This is a genomic window from Flavobacterium sp. (assembly GCF_044339515.1).
GTDB lineage: Bacteria > Bacteroidota > Bacteroidia > Flavobacteriales > Flavobacteriaceae > Flavobacterium.
Genome location: NZ_JBIIVK010000001.1, coordinates 49,699 through 67,879, shown reverse-complemented (window position 1 = coordinate 67,879; position 18,181 = coordinate 49,699). Strand labels below are relative to the sequence as shown.

The following is an 18,181-nucleotide window of genomic DNA, read 5'->3' as shown; positions in this document are numbered from 1 at the left end:
GGTTAAGGTAAATTCGGGGCAAAATTACCTTTTCATAAAAATGTTGGTGTAGTATTTTTTTCCGGTAGTTGGATTAGTTTTTACAGAAATTCCAAAGTGAGTAAAATCACCTTCGATATTGTCTTTGTGTCCATCGCTCATTAACCAAGCATGTAAAACACCTTCATTCGATTGATAGTTGTAGGCCACATTTTCGCTTACTTGAACAGCTCCTAAAACTTGTTTGATGTTAGTAGCTCTTTGGTCAAAGTATTGATGACCTACTACATCATTTTCAATCATGAAGTCATTGTGCTCAGATGATTTATATGAAATATGATTAATTTTTTCTAGCGGATTTAACCCAACACTGATTCTGTGTTCGTTGATTTTGTTCATTAAATCCAACTCTGTCTCGCTGTAAGAAAAATTCTCAACGATTGGTGTAACGGTATCCTCTGAAGAATCAGAAGAACAAGAGATTAAAGTGAACACAATTGCAATCGGCAACAATGCTCTGAACATTTTTGCTTTCATAGTAGTAGGTTAAGTTTTTAAAAAGTAGATGTGGGGCAAATACCTTTTTATTATCTAAATATTTTTTTAGCTTTTGATAGATGTGGGGCAAATATCTTGGTGCTTTTTAATTTGAGAACGTTTATCTTGTTAGACAGTTCAATATTACTACTATGTCGTTAAAGTGCCAAATAAAATCGATGAAAAGCACTTTTTTTATTTTTATTTAAATTTTTTCTTACATACTAAGGTGATAATCTTTCAATTTTCCATGAATAATCGGTTTGCAACTGATACCGAATTCGGTCATGAAGACGATTTGGACGACCTTGCCAAAATTCTACTTCTTGTGGTCGCACTAAATATCCACCCCAAAAAGTTGGTCTTGGAATCTCTTTCCCCTTAAAATCAGATTCCAAAACTTTCAACTTCTCTTCTAAAACAGTTCTGGAACCAATTACCCTACTTTGGTTGGAAACAATTGCACCTAATTTACTTCCGTCCGGACGTGAATCAAAATAATTATCGGATAGTTGAGCAGACGTTTTCTCTGCAATTCCTTTGATAATGACTTGTCGCTCCATCGAATGCCAAAAAAAAGAAAGACAAACATTTGGGTTGGCTTCAATGGCTTTCCCTTTTTCAGATTCATAATTGGTATAGAAAATAAATCCTTCTTCATTGAATTTCTTCAATAAAACAACGCGTGCTTTCGGAAATCCATCTAAACCGATGGTGGAAACGGTCATGGCATTGACTTCTTCAATATCACTTTGTTCTTCGGTTTCATAAAACCATCGGTGAAATAAATTAATTGGATCTTCCGGAATATTGGTTTCTAGGAGTTCACTTTTTTCGTATGATTTTCGGTAATTGCTGAGATCTTCCATTGTTAAAGGTTCTAAGGTGCTAAGTTTCTGAGGTACTGATTGGCTAAGGTACAAAAAATGGTGGATAGTTTTCGGTGTATAGTCACAGTTGACAGTCGAAGTTGACAGTCGCAGTTGAAAGACAACAGACAACAGACAACAGATAACTGATAACAGATTAAAACTCAAACTCCTTTCCGTCATCCGCTAAAAGCACATTAGGGAAAATAGTTTCTGCTTCAGTTTTGAATAACTCTATTGATTCGTAGCGAGTGGAATAATGACCCAGTAACAAATTTTTTACATTTGCTTTTAAAGCGATTGTAGCGGCTTGTTTGGCTGTGGTATGCATAGTTTTTTCCGCAAGATGTGCTTCTTTTTCTAAAAAAGTAGCTTCGTGATACAAAACATCTACATTTTCAATTATCGGAATTAACTCTTCATTATAAACCGTATCCGAACAAAACGCATAACTTTTTTCGTGTTCAGGATCAAAAGTAATTTCATGATTGGGAATAATTGTTCCGTTGTCTAAAGTAATATCGCCACCGTATTTTATTTTTTGGTAATAAACAACATCAATTCCTAGGTTTTGAATTTTATCGATGTTGAGTTTTCGTTCTTTATTTTTCTCTTGGAATAAAAATCCGTTCGTGTAAATTCGGTGTTTAAGCGGAATGGTTTTTACAATCACTTTTTCATCTTCAAAAAGCACTTCACTTTCTTTTGATTCTAATTCATGGAAATAAAGGTTGTAACCTGTAAATGAATTTCCGGCTCGTAATTGCAATAAAATTAACTCTTTAATTCCTTTTGGTCCGTAAACATGCAAATCACTTTCCCGATTGAGTAACATAAACGTTGAAATCAATCCGACCAAACCAAAAAAATGATCACCATGCAAATGCGAAATAAAAATGTGATTGATTTTGGAGAATTTGATTTTGTTTTTCCGCAGTTGCACCTGTGTTCCTTCGCCACAATCAATCAAAAACATACGGCTTTTAATTTCTAACACTTGTGAAGTGGGATTGGTGATGGTACGTGGTGTGGCGGCGTAACAGCCGAGGATGGTGAGTTTCAATGTTTTTTTGTTTCAGGTATAAAGTTTCAAGTTTTTAAATTCAGATAGAAAAAATTAATTCCATTGTTTATGCTTAATTGCAGTTTTTTTTAAAATCAACTTATCATTAATTAATATTGTTCTATTCTTAATTTTTAAAACTTTGTCAACAAAAAAGCTAGAATTCACACTATATTCTATATCTTTTACTATCAATTCAAAATCATTGTAATCAGAATTATCAATTTCAATTCTTTCTGTACTATTTAAAAATTGATAAGTTATGCTTTTAACTTTTTGGTTATCAAAAATTACAATTCCATTTTCATCTGAAATTTTTGATTGATTGTTTATTGTAACAACAGAACCAACTAGTGGATTTCCTCTTTCAATTATTTTTACTGAAATATCTTTACTCTCAGAATTTACTTTTCCAAAAATTTTAGTTTTACTATTTTGTGGTCTCTCAAAAGAATTAAGTATAATATCATCATCTAAAATTTTCTCCCAAACTCCTTTTACAACAATACTACCACCAACATCCATAAAGGAAAAGTATTCAAAAGTGTTATCTGATTTTAATTCTAATTGATCACATACGAAATAGTTCTTACCACATTTACCATAAAGACCTGTAAAATCTTTCCTTGTTGAACAAGAATTTAAAAGTAAAAGAGAAAATAAAAAAATAAAATATCGCATTTTAAATTTTAATTATTAGTAACTCTTAACTCCAAACTACTAACTCCCAACTCCTTTTAAAACCCCAAATCCCGTTCAATTTCCTCCATTTCAATAATGTCGTGGGCTTCTAAGAGTGTAGGGACAACGGTTAATTTGGTCGGAATGGCATTAAAATCAATTCCATCTGCCACAATAACAAATGATTTTTTGCCTTTTTTGTGGATTTTAGATAAATCCCCAAACAACTTAATTTGTTTTAAGTCAACCGATTTATCCATCGACATGTCCAAAATCAAATTCTGATTTTTAAAACTGTTGTGTTGCGTGGTTACTTTTTCAAGAAAAGCTAAACAATCACCTTGAGTGTTTTTTAAAATGGTAGTATGTCCTTTTTGATCGACTTTCATTATTTTAGTTGCTGAGATTCTGAGTTGCTGAGTTACTAAGTTACAAAAAAATTATTTAATTTTTGAAGCCAAAAGATAAATAACTGCCATTCTGATCGCAACTCCATTTTCAACTTGGTCTAAAATAACGGATTGTTTGGAATCGGCTACATCACTTGTGATTTCTACACCTCGGTTGATTGGACCCGGATGCATGATGACGATTTCTTTGTTTAGTGAATCCAAAAGTGCTTTATCTACACCGTATTGCTGAGCATATTCTCGGGTGGAAGGAAAATAATTCACATCCATTCGTTCGTTTTGCACGCGAAGCATATTGGCTACATCGCACCAATCTAATGCTTTTCTCAAATTGGGTTCAACCGAAACGCCTAAACTTTCAATGTGTTTTGGGATTAGTGTTTTTGGTCCACACACTTTGACTTCAGCTCCTTGCATTTGCAAAGCAAAAATATTGGAAAGTGCTACTCGGGAATGCAAAATATCGCCTACAATCACTACCTTCTTCCCTCCTACTTCTCCTAATCGCTCTCTGATGGAATAACTATCTAACAACGCTTGTGTTGGATGTTCATGTGCTCCGTCACCGGCATTCACAATACTGGCTTTTACATTTTTAGATAGAAAATAAGCTGCTCCGGGATTAGCGTGACGCATCACCACCATATCCACTTTCATCGCCAAAATATTATTGACCGTATCAATTAATGTTTCTCCTTTTTTCACGGAGGATTGAGCCGCAGAAAAACTAATCACATCCGCAGAAAGTCTTTTTTGAGCGAGTTCGAAGGATAATTTGGTTCGCGTACTGTTTTCAAAGAAGATATTGGCAATGGTAATATCCCGTAAAGACGGCACTTTTTTAATCGGACGATTAATCACTTCTTTAAAATGATCGGCTGTTTCAAAAATAAGTTGAATATCTTCCGGTTGAAGGTATTTGATTCCTAATAAATGGTTGACAGACAGTTCAGACATTTTCAGGTGTTTGTGTGTTAGTAGTTACTAAATATACGGTGTCTTCGCCTTCGTTCTCAGTCCAGCAGACTTTTACTTTTTCGTTATTAATGGCATCCACTTGTCTTCCTCTGTAATCGGGTTGAATGGGTAAATGACGACTAAAACGTCTGTCAATGAGAACCAAAAGCTCAATTTCGCTTGGTCGTCCGAAGGATTGAATAGCGGTTAAAGCGGAACGGATACTTCTTCCGGTATATAAAACATCATCAATAAAGATGACTTTCTTATCTTCCACTATAAAATCAATTTCGGTTTTGTTGGCTTCCAGCGGCTTTTCACCCCGACGGAAATCATCTCTAAAAAAAGTGATGTCTAACAATCCAAATTTTATAGTGTTGATATTGTATTCTTCTTGCAACAATTTCACAATCCGTTTGGCTAAAAAAGAACCTCGCGGCTGTAATCCAATAATTATAGTATCTGAGAAATCGAGGTGTTTTTCAATCAGCTGACAGGCCAAACGATGGAGAATGATATTGACTTCTTTGGAAGTGAGCAATACTTTTTGACTCATGGTAGTGTTGTTTGGTGTGTAAAGATATAATTTTTTTACGATTTGGATTTAAAAAAAATCCCGAAACAACGTCTCAGGATTCAATTTATAATTAGCTATACATTTTCTTTCTTAATTCTTTGATTTTATCATCTTCCAAATATTCATCAAAGGTCATGTAGCGGTCAATCACACCATTTGGCGTAATTTCAACTACACGATTGGCAACGGTTTGAGCAAACTCGTGGTCATGCGTGGTGAACAAAACCGAGCCTTTAAAATTCTTTAATGAGTTATTAAATGCTTGAATCGATTCCAAATCTAAGTGGTTGGTAGGTTCATCCAACATCAACACATTGGCACGAAGCATCATCATTCGAGAAATCATGCAACGCACTTTTTCTCCACCGGATAAAACACGACCGGTTTTCAGAGCTTCTTCACCGGAGAAAATCATTTTTCCTAAAAATCCACGAACATACACTTCGTCACGTTCTTCTTCCGTTTTTGCCCATTGGCGTAACCAATCGACTAGTGTATAATCATTTTCAAAAAACGCATGATTATCAGCCGGTAAATACGATTGGGTAGTCGTAATTCCCCAATCAAAAGTACCTGAATCTGCTTTTAAATTGCCATTTAAAATTTCATAAAAAGCAGTGGTAGCTCTGGAATCTTTTGAAAACACAACCACTTTATCACCTTTGGCCATGTTTAAATCGACATTTTTGAAAAGAGTCTCTCCCTCCAAAGAGGCACTTAGATCCACTACATTTAAAATTTGATCGCCTGCTTCACGCTCTTGGTCAAAAATAATCGCCGGATACCTTCTGCTGGAAGGTTTTATTTCATCTAAATTTAGCTTTTCAATCATTTTTTTACGGGAAGTAGCTTGTTTAGATTTGGCTACGTTAGCACTAAAACGACGAATAAATTCTTCTAGTTCCGCTTTTTTCTCTTCAGCTTTTTTGTTTTGCTGAGCACGTTGTTTGGCGGCTAACTGGCTACTTTCGTACCAAAAGGTATAATTACCTGAATAATGTGTAATTTTTCCAAAATCAATGTCCGAAACATGCGTACAAACCGCATCCAAGAAGTGACGGTCATGCGAAACCACCAATACAGTATTTTCATAATTCGCCAAAAAATTCTCTAACCATCCAATGGTTTCAAAATCCAAATCGTTGGTCGGCTCATCCATAATCAACACATCCGGATTACCGAAAAGAGCTTGAGCCAAAAGCACACGCACTTTCAGTTTTCCTTCCATTTCACTCATCAAAGTGTAATGATAATCGGCAGAAATTCCTAAGTTAGACAACATTGAAGCCGCATCAGAATCGGCATTCCATCCATTCATTTCTTCAAATTGTACTTGCAATTCACCAATTCTATCCGCATTTGAATCATTATAGTCAGCATACAAAGCATCCATTTCTGCTTTAACGGCATACAAAACTTTGTTCCCCATTAAAACCGTTTCTAATACTGTATGTTCATCAAACATGTTGTGATTTTGGTTCAAAACCGACATTCTTTTTCCGGGTTCCAAAATAATGCGACCGGAAGTTGGATCCATATCGCCTGAAATGATTTTCATAAACGTGGATTTTCCTGCACCGTTTGCTCCGATAATTCCGTAACAATTACCTTGAGTGAAGGTTACGTTCACTTCGTCAAACAAAACTCTTTTGCCAAATTGAACCGATAAATTTGAAACTGTCAACATGTTTTTTTATTTTTTAAAAGCGTTGCAAAAGTAGAAAAAATAAAGCATTTTTGGCACACCGTTATTTAGAATAAATATAGGTTTAATTTAACTGTCTGTTAACAAGCTTTAAACATAAGAAAAAATACTTTTGTTATAAATAATGCCACAAAATGATTGCCTATTCTAAAAAAATACCTTTCCCTTTACTTATTGCACTACTGTACGTAGTATCAGGTTGCCAAAAGGAATTTGGCAATGATAACTATACTGCGTATTTTGGTGGTGAAGTAATTAATCCGAAAGACAACTTCGTTTTATTTCTTAAAGATGATGAAGTTGTTGATACCATTTTTTTGGATAAAAATAATCGGTTTATCAAAAAATTTGATTCCCTAGCACCTGGCTTGTATACCTTTAAACACGAACCGGAATACCAATATGTTTATTTTGATAAAAATGACAGTTTGATGGTACGCATCAATCCTGTAGAATTTGATGAGTCCATTGTATTTTGTGGCAGAGGTGATGAAAAAAACAACTTTTTAATGGAACTTTACCTAAAAAATGAAGACGACAAAAACAAAATGTTTGACGTTTTTGATTTTGGTGTAGAAAAATTCATTTCAAATTGTGATTCGTCTTATGAAAGTAAAAAGAAATTTTATCATGCCAACAAAACAAAAATAAAATGGAGTGATGATTTTGATTTGTACGCTAAAACCATGTTGAATTTTCATCATTTCTCAAAAAAAGAAATTTATCCGATGGCACATAAAATGAGAACGGGTGAAAATGTGAACGATAAATTACCTGCCAATTATTACAACCACAGAAACGATGTCGATTTTAACAATAAATCATTGGTAAATTATTCCCCATTTGTTCGATACCTAACACATTTCCTTGGAAATGTTTCTTTCAGTCAAATTAATTCGGTGAATCTGGAAGATGAAGATTTAGAACAGCACATCCACAAATTAAACATTGCCGACACGCTTTTTAAAAATGAAAAAATAAAGAATAAAATTTTAGATAATATTGCTTTTTCCTATTTATTAGAAGACCAAAATATGGTGAATAACCAGAAGTTTTTAACGCGTTATAATGAGTTATCTACAGACAAAAGCAAACAAAACGAAATCAATAAAATTGGTAATTCCATTCAGAACCTTAAATTGGGAAATGAATTACCGGATGTGACATTAATTGATTTGAATGGTAATAAAATCAGTAGTCAATCTATTTTAAATCGAAAAACAGTTGTTTTCTTTTGGACAGAAAATGCGGAATCCCATCTATTAGCTGTTCACCGAAAAGCGTTGGATTTTCACAAAAACAATCCTGATTATCAGTTTGTTGCTATCAATATCGATGAAAATCAAACCAAGTGGAAGAAAGTATTGGAAAATCACCGATTTGGCATTATCAACGAATTTAGAGCGGCTGATTTTGAGGAATTAAAAGACAAATGGGTGATTACAAAGCTTCATCGAACTATCATTTTAGATGAAACCGGAAAAATACACAACGGTTTTGTTAACTTATTTGATGTAAAATTTAATGATCAGTTGAAATAGAAAATAGTAAAAATAAAAAATCCCGTCACTTTAAATGACGGGATTTTTTATGCTTAAAAACTATTGATTTGCTTTTGCATGATCGGCTAAAAACTGAGCCAGACCAATGTCTGTTAACGGATGTTTTAACAATCCTAAAATGGCTGACAATGGTCCTGTCATCACATCAGCACCTATTTTAGCACAGTTGACAATGTGCATCGTGTGACGAACTGAAGCCGCTAATATTTCCGTTTGATAACCATAATTATCATAAATCTCTCTGATTTCTTCAATTAAGGCTAAACCATCTGTAGAAACATCATCTAATCTTCCGATGAATGGCGAAACATACGTTGCTCCCGCTTTTGCAGCTAACAATGCTTGTCCGGCAGAAAAAACTAACGTTACGTTTGTTTTAATTCCTCTGTCTGAGAAATATTTACACGCTTTGATTCCTTCTTTGGTCATTGGTAATTTCACTACGATTTGCTCGTGTAATTCCGATAACTCTTCCCCTTCTTTAATCATTCCTTCGTAATCGGTGGCAATTACTTCGGCACTTACATCGCCATCCACAATATTACAAATGTCAACATAGTGTTTCAATACATTATTCTTTCCGCTGATGCCTTCTTTTGCCATCAAAGACGGATTGGTCGTAACGCCATCTAAAACGCCTAATGCTTGAGCTTCTTTGATTTGTTCAAGGTTGGCCGTGTCAATAAAAAATTTCATATGTGAGTTGTGTTTTTAATTCGGATGCAAAGTTACTATTTTTGTTTCAAGTTTCAGGTTTCAAGTTTCAAGTTTTTGGATTACCAAAACGCTTATTTTTTTCTCGCAAAGACGCTAAGTCGCAAAAACTACATCCGGAAATTTGCGTCTTTGCGTCTTTGCGAGATTTTCTTTCATTTTTTCTTTGCATGAAAATAGTGATGGAGTTGCAATCTCAATTCAAAGCTTGTAATGCTTCATCAACATCTTCTCATACATTTTATCAGGTAAAATTCGCTTTAAAACAATTGAAAAACGTTGGAGAAAACTGCCTACTTTATAATGTACATTTGGTTGAGCGGTTTCAATAATTTTATGAATTGCAAAAGCCATTTCGTCAGGATTACTGCCTGAATCAACATGTTCGTTCATCATTTGTAACGTGTTTCCGTAGGGAATTTTATAAGCAGAATCGTCCTTTAACGGAGCATGATAACGACTGGAAGCAATATTTGTAGCAAAATCACCGGGAGCTACATTGGTTAATTGAATGCCAAACGGTTTTACTTCCATTCGAATGGCTTCGGTGATGATTTCCAATGCTCCTTTTGATGAGGAATACACACTTCGATACGGTAATCCCATATAACCGGCAATGGATGTAATATTGATGATTAAACCTGATTGTTGACTTCTCATTTGAGGTAAAACGGCTTTTATCACTTCAATTGGTCCAAAGAAATTAGTTTCAAAATTGTTTTTGATTTCTTGGGTGGGAATTTCCTCCAGCGGTCCGGTAATTCCGACTCCGGCATTGTTGATGACCACATCTAATTTGCCTTCTTTTTGAATCAATTCGGAAACTGCATTGGTAATGCTATTCACATCTCTAACATCCAATTGTAACAATGGAAATACAGAATCTTTTACTCGATTTGGATTTCTACTCGTACCATAAACAACATAGCCTTTTTGATGTAAAAAAGTGCCGATGGATTTACCAATTCCGGAGGAACCGCCCGTGATGAGAATTACTTTTGACATGGTTGGATTAAAAGGCAAATATAGTGAATATTCAATAGTAATTAGTGATTAGTCGGGATGGAATAAATTTGTAATACAATTTTTAAGATAGTAAAACATGTTGTTATTGGATGTTTTAAAATATATTTGTGATGCATTAGCTTTTTATAACTAGTAATAAAAATTTAATATGATTGATAAAATAATAAATTTATTGAAAGACGAGGAAAATATCTCAAACTCCTTGAATCTTTTAATAATTGGAATATTTGTTTTTGCTGTACTCAAATACTTGTCAAAATCCTCCAAAATTTTGTCTTATATTTTTAAAATATTATTCTACTTTATAATTGCCATTTTATTCTGTATAATCTTAGGGAATATTATTGCTACACATGATTACTTTAAATTATGGTATTTAGTGATTGTTTTACTTGTCACTTATTTTCAAAAATATATTCCACAAGTTGTAAAATGGTATGATGCTAAAATTGATGGTATAGGTGGAAAAATTAATAATTCAAAAACTAACAAATAAAAATGATTTATGATTGTTGTTTTCTTTAGATTGTTATCCCCAACCCCGAATCTTCACTCAAAACCACTTCCCCATTCACTATTTTTGAACCATTAAATGTATCATTTGCAATTAAATTGGCTCCATCCAAATCTAAATAATCAGCAAAAGATGCCAAAGCAATTCCGGCAGAAATACCAACGGTTGACTCCGTCATACAACCAATCATAATTTTGAAATTCATCTTTTTTGCTTTTTGGATGACTGATAACGAAGGAGTCAATCCGCCACATTTCATAACTTTAATGTTGAGGGTTTTGTAATGAGGTTGTAATAATTCCAAATCATCAATGGATTGCACATCTTCATCCGCCATCCAATTGGCATAACTATTTTGGGATAAGTGTTTGTAATGTGCTACCCCTTTCGGCATCGGTTGTTCAAAGTATAAGAATTTTGCTGAAAGTGGATCGTTTTGAATCAATTCACACGTTTCCAACGAAAAACTGCCATTCGAATCTATGCTAATGTTCTTTCCCGTGGACAATAATTTATCCCGAAAAGAAGTGGACCATGAATTAACTTTTACTTTACAATATTCCCAATCGGATTCGATGATTTTTTGGAGTTGAACGGCTTCCTCATCCATACTAATCGTAATCGAAGATTGTGGAAAATGTGTTAGTTTTATTTGATTAAGTTCTACAAATGTTTTGTTTTCGAGCTTTCCATACAAATCCCAAAACGCACAATCGATGGCTGATTGTAAAAAAGGATGCAAAGAGAAAGCTTGAAGTTTCTTGAAAAACTCAAATGGATGTTCAATGGATAAGTAATTTACAAAAGTTTGTATTCGTTCCAAATCCTTCACAAAATCAGCCAAATGAATGTGGTAATAATCAATTTCAGTACATTCGCCGTAACCGGTTTTTCCATTATAGTTAATAGAAACAATCAATGCTTTTCGGAAATCATATACACCATACGCTATTTTGAAAGGTTCTTTCAGTTGGTGGTGGACTATTTTCCAATTTATATTCATTCGTCAAGTTTAGAAAAAGGAAAGGTAGTAAAAGAAAGGTAAAGAAATGAATAAAAAGTAAAACCGGTTAATTTTTACCCTATACGTCACATAAGTTAAGTACATAAAAATTGCTTACAAGTAAAAACTTATATGACTTATATGGTTATTAAAATGGTGAGATTGAATTAAATTGAAGAGAAAAAAAATGGCAAGCGACCTACATCGCACCGCTACAACCGCATACCTTTGCTGTGTTCCCACCCTGGAGGAGTTTGCAGGAGCTGGTCGTGTAGGACTTGCCGGTGCAAATATACAATCTTTTTATGTTTTTGCAAGGAAAATAGTTCGTTCAAATTGCTATATTTGTCCATCTTATTCAAATAAAAACAATGAAAAAATATAACCTGTTAGCCTTCATTTTATTAGCGTCTCTTTTTATCGCTTGCGAAGACAAAGAAAAAGATACATCCGGTTGGTTTGTGTTGAGCACAACCGATAATAAAGCTCAATTTACCGCTGATGAAACGGCTACCTTATCCATAACCAATACCAAAAATAAAACCGTTGACAGTATCGTATTTTACAGTAATGACCAACGAATTGGTGCGGTAAAAGGAACTTCACCCTTTCAATACCGGTTGGCAGAGGAAAAACTGGGTTACCTCAACCTGAAAGCTACCGTTTATTTTGAAAAGGAAACAGTTGAAAGTACCCATCGCATTGAATTGATTTCCAACATCGAACCAAAACTGTTAAAATATACGTTGGTAAACACCTATCCGCACGACATCAAAGCCTACACACAAGGATTGGAATTTCACCGCGATACGTTATATGAAGGAACCGGAAACGGTGCCGGAAATACCACCGGAAAAAAAGGGGTTTCCAGTTTGCGTAAAACCAACTATAAAACCGGAGAAGTCTATAAGATTGTGAGCTATCCCGATGCCATTTTTGGGGAAGGCATCACCATTTTAAACAACAAAGTATATCAACTTTCCTGGCAAAATTTAGTTGGTTTTATTTATGATGCCGATACCTTCAAAGAAATCAAACGATTTGATTATGCCAAACGTATTGAAGGTTGGGGTTTGTGTAACGACGGTCAAAAACTATATCAATCGGACGGTACTGAAAAAATATATACTTTACATCCGGAAACACAACAAATTGAAGGACACATCAACGTTTATTCCGGTGCGAATAAAATCAAAGCCGTAAACGAATTGGAATGGATAGACGGTAAAATCTACGGCAACATTTACCAAAAAGACGCCATTGCCATCATCAATCCGAAAAACGGTGCAGTAGAAGCCGTCATCTACTTAGGTGATTTAAAGAAATTGGTTACCCAACATCCGGACATTGATGTGCTCAACGGGATTGCTTATAATCCCAAAACCAAAACGCTTTTTGTGACGGGTAAAAATTGGGATAAGCTATTTGAGATTCGGGTGGAGGAATAATGAGTCAATTCGGCAATGTGTCAATTGGGCAATGTGTCAATTGGGCAATGTGAAAATAGGAACTCGGATGACGCAGATTTGATAAATTGACACGGATTTTTTTATGGATTTGCTTTGCAAAGGCGGATGGTCCCGAAGTCTCGGGAAGATTTGATTGGGCTTTTTTTCTGATATTTTAAATGCTCTCTTCCCCGGCTGTGTCATTCCGACGCAGGAGGAATCTCAAAATCACCCTAACATCCCAATCACCCCATCATGCGAAAATTTCTTCGCATATAACAACGCATCATTCCCAAATGAATCCAGAATAGCTCTATCAGCACCCATGTCCAACAAATACGCCACCACTTCCTGATGCCCTTGCATCGCAGCCCGCATCAAAGCCGTTTCGCCATACACATTTTGGTGATTGATGTTGTCTGTTTTAGCCAAGGTAGCTTGCACCAAACCAAGGTCGCCAAAATTAGCCGCCACCAGCAAACCATTTAACCCAATGGCGTTGTGCAAAGTGTTCACTTCCGCACCATGGTCCAGCAACAAATGAGCAACCGCAACCTGTTTTGCAGAACACGCCTCAATAAACGCATTTTCGCCACCTTTTAAACTCAAATTCACATTCGCACCGTGAGCCAACAACAAGCGAACCGTCTCCAAATGCCCGGCCTTAGCCGCATAAAGCAAAGCCGTCCAACCCGAATCCGTTTGTTGGTTCACATTCGCTCCATACTGCAAAAGTACCAAAATCACCTCCGTAGCACTATACAACGAAGCCGTCATAAGAGGCGTAACCCCGGCATTAATCACACACGAAGCATCAAACCCATGTTCCAGATGATACCAAACATCGTCCACAGCATTGCGTGCAGCCAATTGATGAAACTCAAGATCGGAAATAGGCTCATAGCGTTTAAAGTTAAAAAGGGAGGAAAACATAGTAAGAAATTAAAATCTTTAACATATTTTTTTATCATAAAAAAGAAAGCCGTTCAAATCTGTGCCTCCACAGTCAAACGGCAATAGCTCGGTTTCAGGCTCAACCCTGATTAATTTTATAGTATTAGATTCCAAATTGAGCTAAACGCAGGAGTGAATCATAATCTTCTTTAATTTCCTTTTTTTCTTCTTTAGTAGCTTTCTTTACTTCTTTGTTTTCTTTCATAAAAGTATAAGCATCTTTACCACTAAGAAGAGGAGTTTCTTTAATTGGTTTTGCCATAACTGTTTTATTTAATTCATAATTGAAAGCTTTTGCAAAGATAGTAATATTTCAATACTTACATCGTTAAGTGTGACTGCTTCAAATGATGTATAGGTTGAAAATAAAGGAAAAAAAAGATGCTTTTCAGCACCTTATTTTGTTTCTAATTTGAATGGATTATTGACAGAATATTCACCAAATAATTCTAACAATTTAGCCGTGTTGGTTCGTTCTGAAGGATGTTTTTCAATGTATTCTTTAATCTTTGGTTGTTTGAAAGATGGAATACGGTTGGAGAAAAACGGCCATAATTCTTTAGTTTTATAAGTATTATTAACTATTGGAAATTCTAACAACGGTTGTAATTCACTTTGATTTTTAAACCATTCTGAATACTCAAAAAGCCATTCATCATTTTCGAAAGTCAAATTACCAATAATTGTATTTTGGTATTTTAATGAAAATCGATGGATAGTTTCTTTGTGTTCTACAACGCAATTATCCTTCAGTAAACCTTTAGATTTCTTATTGTTATTATTATTGAATATACTTAAAATAGTAGTAATCATAATTATTTATTTAATATTTCAGCTATTTTTTTAAACCTTAAGTCCAATACATATTGGATCACTTCTCTTCTTTCTTTAATGAACAAGCGTTCAAAATCAGAGTTCAATTTTACAATTGCCTCATCAAGAAATGTACGGTTCGTCCAAACACGTTTGTGTTCATTGTTAAAATATTCATTTTCTTTAAGAAATTCAATTAATTCAAAATGATTACATTTACTGTTATTCGGCACGCTAATATTTGGTACTGAATGTAAAACGTAATTTTCTAACCTTTTATTATTTGAATGGCTTAATTCTTTGTGCAAAGATATAACTTTTTTATCAGAATCATTCCTTAATAACTTGTGCTGGTATTCTTGAAAAAGAGGCTAATTATATTATTCAAGTTGCTCAAATAATGTTTATAACAAAGGAATTGTAAAGGTGAAGTTAGATGAGATTTCTTTGAGTAGCAAGTTAAATCTTAATGATGTTATGAAACAGAGTAGTTTTGAATTGAATAAATTTTCTGCAAAGTCGGGAGACATTTGAGGAACTTTTCATAGGGTATTTGTTCTGAGCACTTTGCGTAGAGAAGAATTTTGTGCAGATGAATAAAGTAATGATTATTTTTAACTAATCTTATTCTGTAACTTCTTCAAGAAATTTTCCTGCATTTTTTTCAAATACTAAATCTACAACTATATTGGATTGTTCTGGGTGAATTAATGTCACTAACTCGTTTTTAATAATGCTTTCCCAAACAATATGCTCTTCACTTCCTATTTCAGATGGCTCTTCTGTTATCAAATAAAACTTATTATCTTTTAAAGACTTGTTATATTTACTTGAAAGCATCGAAATTAAAGTGAAATAATGACTTAAATTTTTGTCAAGAGTAGTTTTAGATTTTTCAAATGACATTGATTTTGCTCCAATTAAAGAGCCATTTAAACCTATACAATCCATTTCAAAAGGAAAATATATAGAATTTAAATTATTAGGAGTAAATTTATAATTGGTATGTATTTTATTATTTACTTTTTCAATTAATTCATTCTGAACAATAGCTTCTATGTTTATTTCATTATGAACAACTATTTCATTTTTAAACATAGTTTCATTAAAAAATAAATTTATAAGATTATTAAATTTAAAATCATCAACCTCATCAAAAAAAACAGTTGGTTTTGAAAATTGTAAAAGACCGTTTGAATAATTACTTAAATAATTGATATATGATGCATCAGAAATTTTATCATATTTATTAAACAGATTACTTTCATCAATATCATTATTTATAATATCACACTTATTTGTTATCTGTTTTATAAAGAAATCAATATCTACATTTTTATCGTTTAATAATTTTAATGCAATATTTTTCTTTTTGTCGGATATGTAATATTTAAGTTTACTACCATCAAATAAAAGCATACCAATTGCAACGGTATCTCCTGCCGCTTTATTTGGTGCTAATTGAATTATTGTATAAAACTTTTTCATTGTGTTAATCGATAAACGTATTCTTCAAAAACTTTTTTATTTCTTTCTTCGTTGAATAAAAATAACCTTAATTTCTCAATCTCTATGTTATCTAAATCATAAAAGTTACAGATTTGAGCTATAAAAGTATCAAAGTCTTGTTTACACTTTTCGATGCAAATATAGAAATATTCTTTTTCTTTGTTAATAAAGTCTGTGTTAATGTTAATATGTCTCTTTATTAATCTTCCTAATTCTGAAACTAAAATATGTTCATTATCAATTGGAGTAAACAAATCAGGGTTTAAACTTTGGTATTTTAAAGTACTGAAAATAAATGCGTGATCTATTGGTATAACAGTATATTTATTATTTATAAGCTTAAAAATTAGATTATAATTAGTAGGTTTCCTATCATCATTTTCAACCCAAGTATCAAATAAAGCAATGTGTAAAAAGTCGAATGGGTTGCTGATTTTATTGAAAACGTTTTTTTTATGGGTAACTAATAATTCATTTGCATCAATAGGATTTTGAATGTATTCAGAAGCAAAACAGGTTGTGTCATAAAAATATGGTTTGTGATTATTAGATAATTGAGAATTTTCAATTAATTCTCTTGAAAAATCCATCAAAGCAAAATTTGCTCTTTCAATACTCCAATGTTCAAGACAAAACTGTGCAAAGCATTCATTTATTAATGAAATTGGAGGAATTTTACCTTTATCGTTTTTTGCAACGTAAATTTTATTATCGCTATCAATAACCAATAATGGACTATGCCCATCGGTATATATTTCTTCAATTATTGAAAATGCTTTAGTTAGTTTAAATATCATTTCTAAATGTATAAATAACGCTTTATTCTATCATCTTCTAAAATATAATTTCTCCATCTATCGTCAAATGTTAAGTATCTGTCTTTAGGTGTAACATAAAGTAAATTAAACCAATCAACTAAATCATTAGGACTAATTTTCATATTTTTTGTTGTTTCTAATTTTTTAAAGAAAATTTCAGTTACAATCATAAATAATTCAATTTGATTCCAATCAAATTTATCCCAATTAATGGTGTAGTTTTTAACTTTGCAATACGCATTAAACATTTTTATAAGCATTTGTTTATTGATTTCTGTAGAATCTTCTTTTATATGCTCTTTAATCCCAATTCCTGTATTAATGTTTTTCCTGATAGAAAATATTTCTTCATTACCAAAATGTGCAAATTCAAAAGTAGGGTTTCTGTTATCTTCACAATCCTTCAGTATTTTATTTTTTAATTCTTCATCAATTACAACATCTTCAACTTTCCTTGATAAAAGTTCAGAAAATCCTTTTAAAAGTAACTCTGTATTTTCATCATTTAACTTGTAGTTTGCATCTAAATTATTCAATATAAAATCAAATGGATTATTTGGTATTATTGGTCCACAATTGTCATATATTGACTTCAATACATCTTGATAATATTTTGTATTGTGAACCATTAATTTAGAAGTTGCAATTTCCTTTAAAGAAAATGAAGTTGGAATCAATAATACATCTTCTGGTTTAGTAAATCTACCGTTAACTATTTGATACCAAACGTTTGTATCACATATGACTAAAGGTTTTTCAAATTCATAAACTTTTCTAATTGTAACCTTTGCCATTTTTTTTATTATAAAATTTCTTTTTAAAATATTTTTTTATTTTACTCCAAAACCCCATCAATCCTCCTCATAATTCGATCCGTTTCCGTTAACGCCACAATAATCTTCTGATAATGCAAAATATCCTCATAACTCAACTCACGGTCTTTCCGGTCTTTCAACCACTTTTGAGCAGGTTGATAGCGTTTAAAGTTAAAAAGGGAGGAAAACATGTTTTAAATTTAAGTTAGGATATTATAATGGGATAT

At 33.0% G+C, this 18,181-nt stretch carries 22 protein-coding genes and 1 other RNA gene; 3 read left to right on the top strand and 20 right to left on the bottom strand.

Annotated elements, in window-relative coordinates; genetic code table 11:
• Positions 1-24: 24 nt before the first annotated feature.
• The 8 genes from ACIQ0M_RS00355 to ACIQ0M_RS00320 form a co-directional block, all read right to left on the bottom strand.
• A complete protein-coding gene (locus ACIQ0M_RS00355; RefSeq protein WP_396148572.1) occupies positions 25-516 on the bottom strand; it encodes a CAP domain-containing protein in 492 nt (163 codons plus the stop codon).
• Positions 517-740: 224 nt separating this feature from the next.
• Positions 741-1,385, bottom strand: coding sequence for a pyridoxamine 5'-phosphate oxidase (gene pdxH / locus ACIQ0M_RS00350; RefSeq protein ID WP_396148570.1), 645 nt, complete (start codon positions 1,383-1,385; stop codon positions 741-743).
• 157 nt (positions 1,386-1,542) lie between these two features.
• Entirely contained in the window at positions 1,543-2,448 is a 906-nt protein-coding gene (locus tag ACIQ0M_RS00345; protein ID WP_396148568.1) for a ribonuclease Z, read from the bottom strand.
• Between the two features lie 54 nt (positions 2,449-2,502).
• Positions 2,503-3,129 (bottom strand): hypothetical protein, encoded by a 627-nt coding sequence (locus tag ACIQ0M_RS00340; RefSeq protein WP_396148566.1) that lies wholly within the window; start codon positions 3,127-3,129, stop codon positions 2,503-2,505.
• A gap of 56 nt (positions 3,130-3,185) precedes the next feature.
• On the bottom strand, positions 3,186-3,518 hold the full coding sequence (locus tag ACIQ0M_RS00335) for a ribonuclease Z (protein WP_396148564.1): 333 nt from the start codon (positions 3,516-3,518) through the stop codon (positions 3,186-3,188).
• A gap of 51 nt (positions 3,519-3,569) precedes the next feature.
• Positions 3,570-4,496 carry an aspartate carbamoyltransferase catalytic subunit gene (locus tag ACIQ0M_RS00330; RefSeq protein WP_396148562.1) on the bottom strand — a complete coding sequence of 309 codons (927 nt, stop codon included), beginning with the start codon at positions 4,494-4,496 and terminating at the stop codon, positions 3,570-3,572.
• Positions 4,489-5,052, bottom strand: a complete 564-nt coding sequence (gene pyrR / locus ACIQ0M_RS00325; RefSeq protein ID WP_396148560.1) for a bifunctional pyr operon transcriptional regulator/uracil phosphoribosyltransferase PyrR — start codon at positions 5,050-5,052, stop codon at positions 4,489-4,491. Before pyrR ends, ACIQ0M_RS00330 begins: the two co-directional genes overlap by 8 nt.
• Before the next feature lie 91 nt (positions 5,053-5,143).
• Positions 5,144-6,760 carry an ABC-F family ATP-binding cassette domain-containing protein gene (locus tag ACIQ0M_RS00320; RefSeq protein ID WP_396148558.1) on the bottom strand — a complete coding sequence of 539 codons (1,617 nt, stop codon included), beginning with the start codon at positions 6,758-6,760 and terminating at the stop codon, positions 5,144-5,146.
• Positions 6,761-6,912: 152 nt separating this feature from the next.
• Here ACIQ0M_RS00320 and ACIQ0M_RS00315 point away from each other — a divergent pair, with 152 nt between their 5' ends.
• Positions 6,913-8,319 carry a TlpA family protein disulfide reductase gene (locus tag ACIQ0M_RS00315; protein WP_396148557.1) on the top strand — a complete coding sequence of 469 codons (1,407 nt, stop codon included), beginning with the start codon at positions 6,913-6,915 and terminating at the stop codon, positions 8,317-8,319.
• 60 nt (positions 8,320-8,379) lie between these two features.
• Here ACIQ0M_RS00315 and fsa read toward each other — a convergent pair whose 3' ends face one another.
• Both fsa and ACIQ0M_RS00305 read right to left on the bottom strand, forming a co-directional pair.
• A complete protein-coding gene (fsa, locus tag ACIQ0M_RS00310; protein WP_396148555.1) occupies positions 8,380-9,036 on the bottom strand; it encodes a fructose-6-phosphate aldolase in 657 nt (218 codons plus the stop codon).
• Between the two features lie 219 nt (positions 9,037-9,255).
• The gene (locus tag ACIQ0M_RS00305; RefSeq protein WP_396148553.1) at positions 9,256-10,059 is read right to left on the bottom strand and encodes an SDR family oxidoreductase; all 804 of its coding nucleotides are present in this window, start codon (positions 10,057-10,059) and stop codon (positions 9,256-9,258) included.
• 169 nt (positions 10,060-10,228) lie between these two features.
• On the opposite strand from ACIQ0M_RS00305, the gene ACIQ0M_RS00300 reads away from it, so the two are divergent.
• Positions 10,229-10,576 carry a hypothetical protein gene (locus ACIQ0M_RS00300; protein ID WP_396148551.1) on the top strand — a complete coding sequence of 116 codons (348 nt, stop codon included), beginning with the start codon at positions 10,229-10,231 and terminating at the stop codon, positions 10,574-10,576.
• Positions 10,577-10,601: 25 nt separating this feature from the next.
• Here the strand turns inward: ACIQ0M_RS00300 and ACIQ0M_RS00295 are convergent, their stop codons facing one another.
• Both ACIQ0M_RS00295 and ffs read right to left on the bottom strand, forming a co-directional pair.
• Positions 10,602-11,597 (bottom strand): enolase C-terminal domain-like protein, encoded by a 996-nt coding sequence (locus tag ACIQ0M_RS00295; RefSeq protein ID WP_396148549.1) that lies wholly within the window; start codon positions 11,595-11,597, stop codon positions 10,602-10,604.
• A gap of 185 nt (positions 11,598-11,782) precedes the next feature.
• Positions 11,783-11,881, bottom strand: an RNA gene (gene ffs / locus ACIQ0M_RS00290) — signal recognition particle sRNA small type.
• 87 nt (positions 11,882-11,968) lie between these two features.
• Here ffs and ACIQ0M_RS00285 point away from each other — a divergent pair.
• Complete coding sequence (locus ACIQ0M_RS00285; RefSeq protein WP_396148547.1) at positions 11,969-13,045, top strand: glutaminyl-peptide cyclotransferase; 1,077 nt, start codon at positions 11,969-11,971, stop codon at positions 13,043-13,045.
• A 228-nt stretch (positions 13,046-13,273) separates the two neighbouring features.
• On the opposite strand, the gene ACIQ0M_RS00280 is transcribed toward ACIQ0M_RS00285, so the two are convergent.
• The 8 genes from ACIQ0M_RS00280 to ACIQ0M_RS00245 form a co-directional block, all read right to left on the bottom strand.
• Positions 13,274-13,978, bottom strand: coding sequence for an ankyrin repeat domain-containing protein (locus tag ACIQ0M_RS00280; RefSeq protein ID WP_396148545.1), 705 nt, complete (start codon positions 13,976-13,978; stop codon positions 13,274-13,276).
• Positions 13,979-14,102: 124 nt separating this feature from the next.
• A complete protein-coding gene (locus ACIQ0M_RS00275; RefSeq protein WP_396148544.1) occupies positions 14,103-14,261 on the bottom strand; it encodes a hypothetical protein in 159 nt (52 codons plus the stop codon).
• A gap of 134 nt (positions 14,262-14,395) precedes the next feature.
• A complete protein-coding gene (locus ACIQ0M_RS00270; protein WP_396148542.1) occupies positions 14,396-14,812 on the bottom strand; it encodes a HipA N-terminal domain-containing protein in 417 nt (138 codons plus the stop codon).
• Positions 14,813-14,814: 2 nt separating this feature from the next.
• Positions 14,815-15,120: a hypothetical protein gene (locus tag ACIQ0M_RS00265; protein ID WP_396148540.1), complete on the bottom strand. Its 306-nt coding sequence runs from the start codon at positions 15,118-15,120 to the stop codon at positions 14,815-14,817.
• Positions 15,121-15,436: 316 nt separating this feature from the next.
• Complete coding sequence (locus ACIQ0M_RS00260; RefSeq protein WP_396148538.1) at positions 15,437-16,300, bottom strand: hypothetical protein; 864 nt, start codon at positions 16,298-16,300, stop codon at positions 15,437-15,439.
• On the bottom strand, positions 16,297-17,118 hold the full coding sequence (locus ACIQ0M_RS00255; protein ID WP_396148536.1) for a HipA family kinase: 822 nt from the start codon (positions 17,116-17,118) through the stop codon (positions 16,297-16,299). Before ACIQ0M_RS00255 ends, ACIQ0M_RS00260 begins: the two co-directional genes overlap by 4 nt.
• A 2-nt stretch (positions 17,119-17,120) precedes the next feature.
• Entirely contained in the window at positions 17,121-17,933 is an 813-nt protein-coding gene (locus ACIQ0M_RS00250) for a hypothetical protein (protein ID WP_396148534.1), read from the bottom strand.
• A 41-nt stretch (positions 17,934-17,974) separates the two neighbouring features.
• A complete protein-coding gene (locus ACIQ0M_RS00245; RefSeq protein ID WP_396148532.1) occupies positions 17,975-18,145 on the bottom strand; it encodes a hypothetical protein in 171 nt (56 codons plus the stop codon).
• Positions 18,146-18,181: the final 36 nt, after the last annotated feature.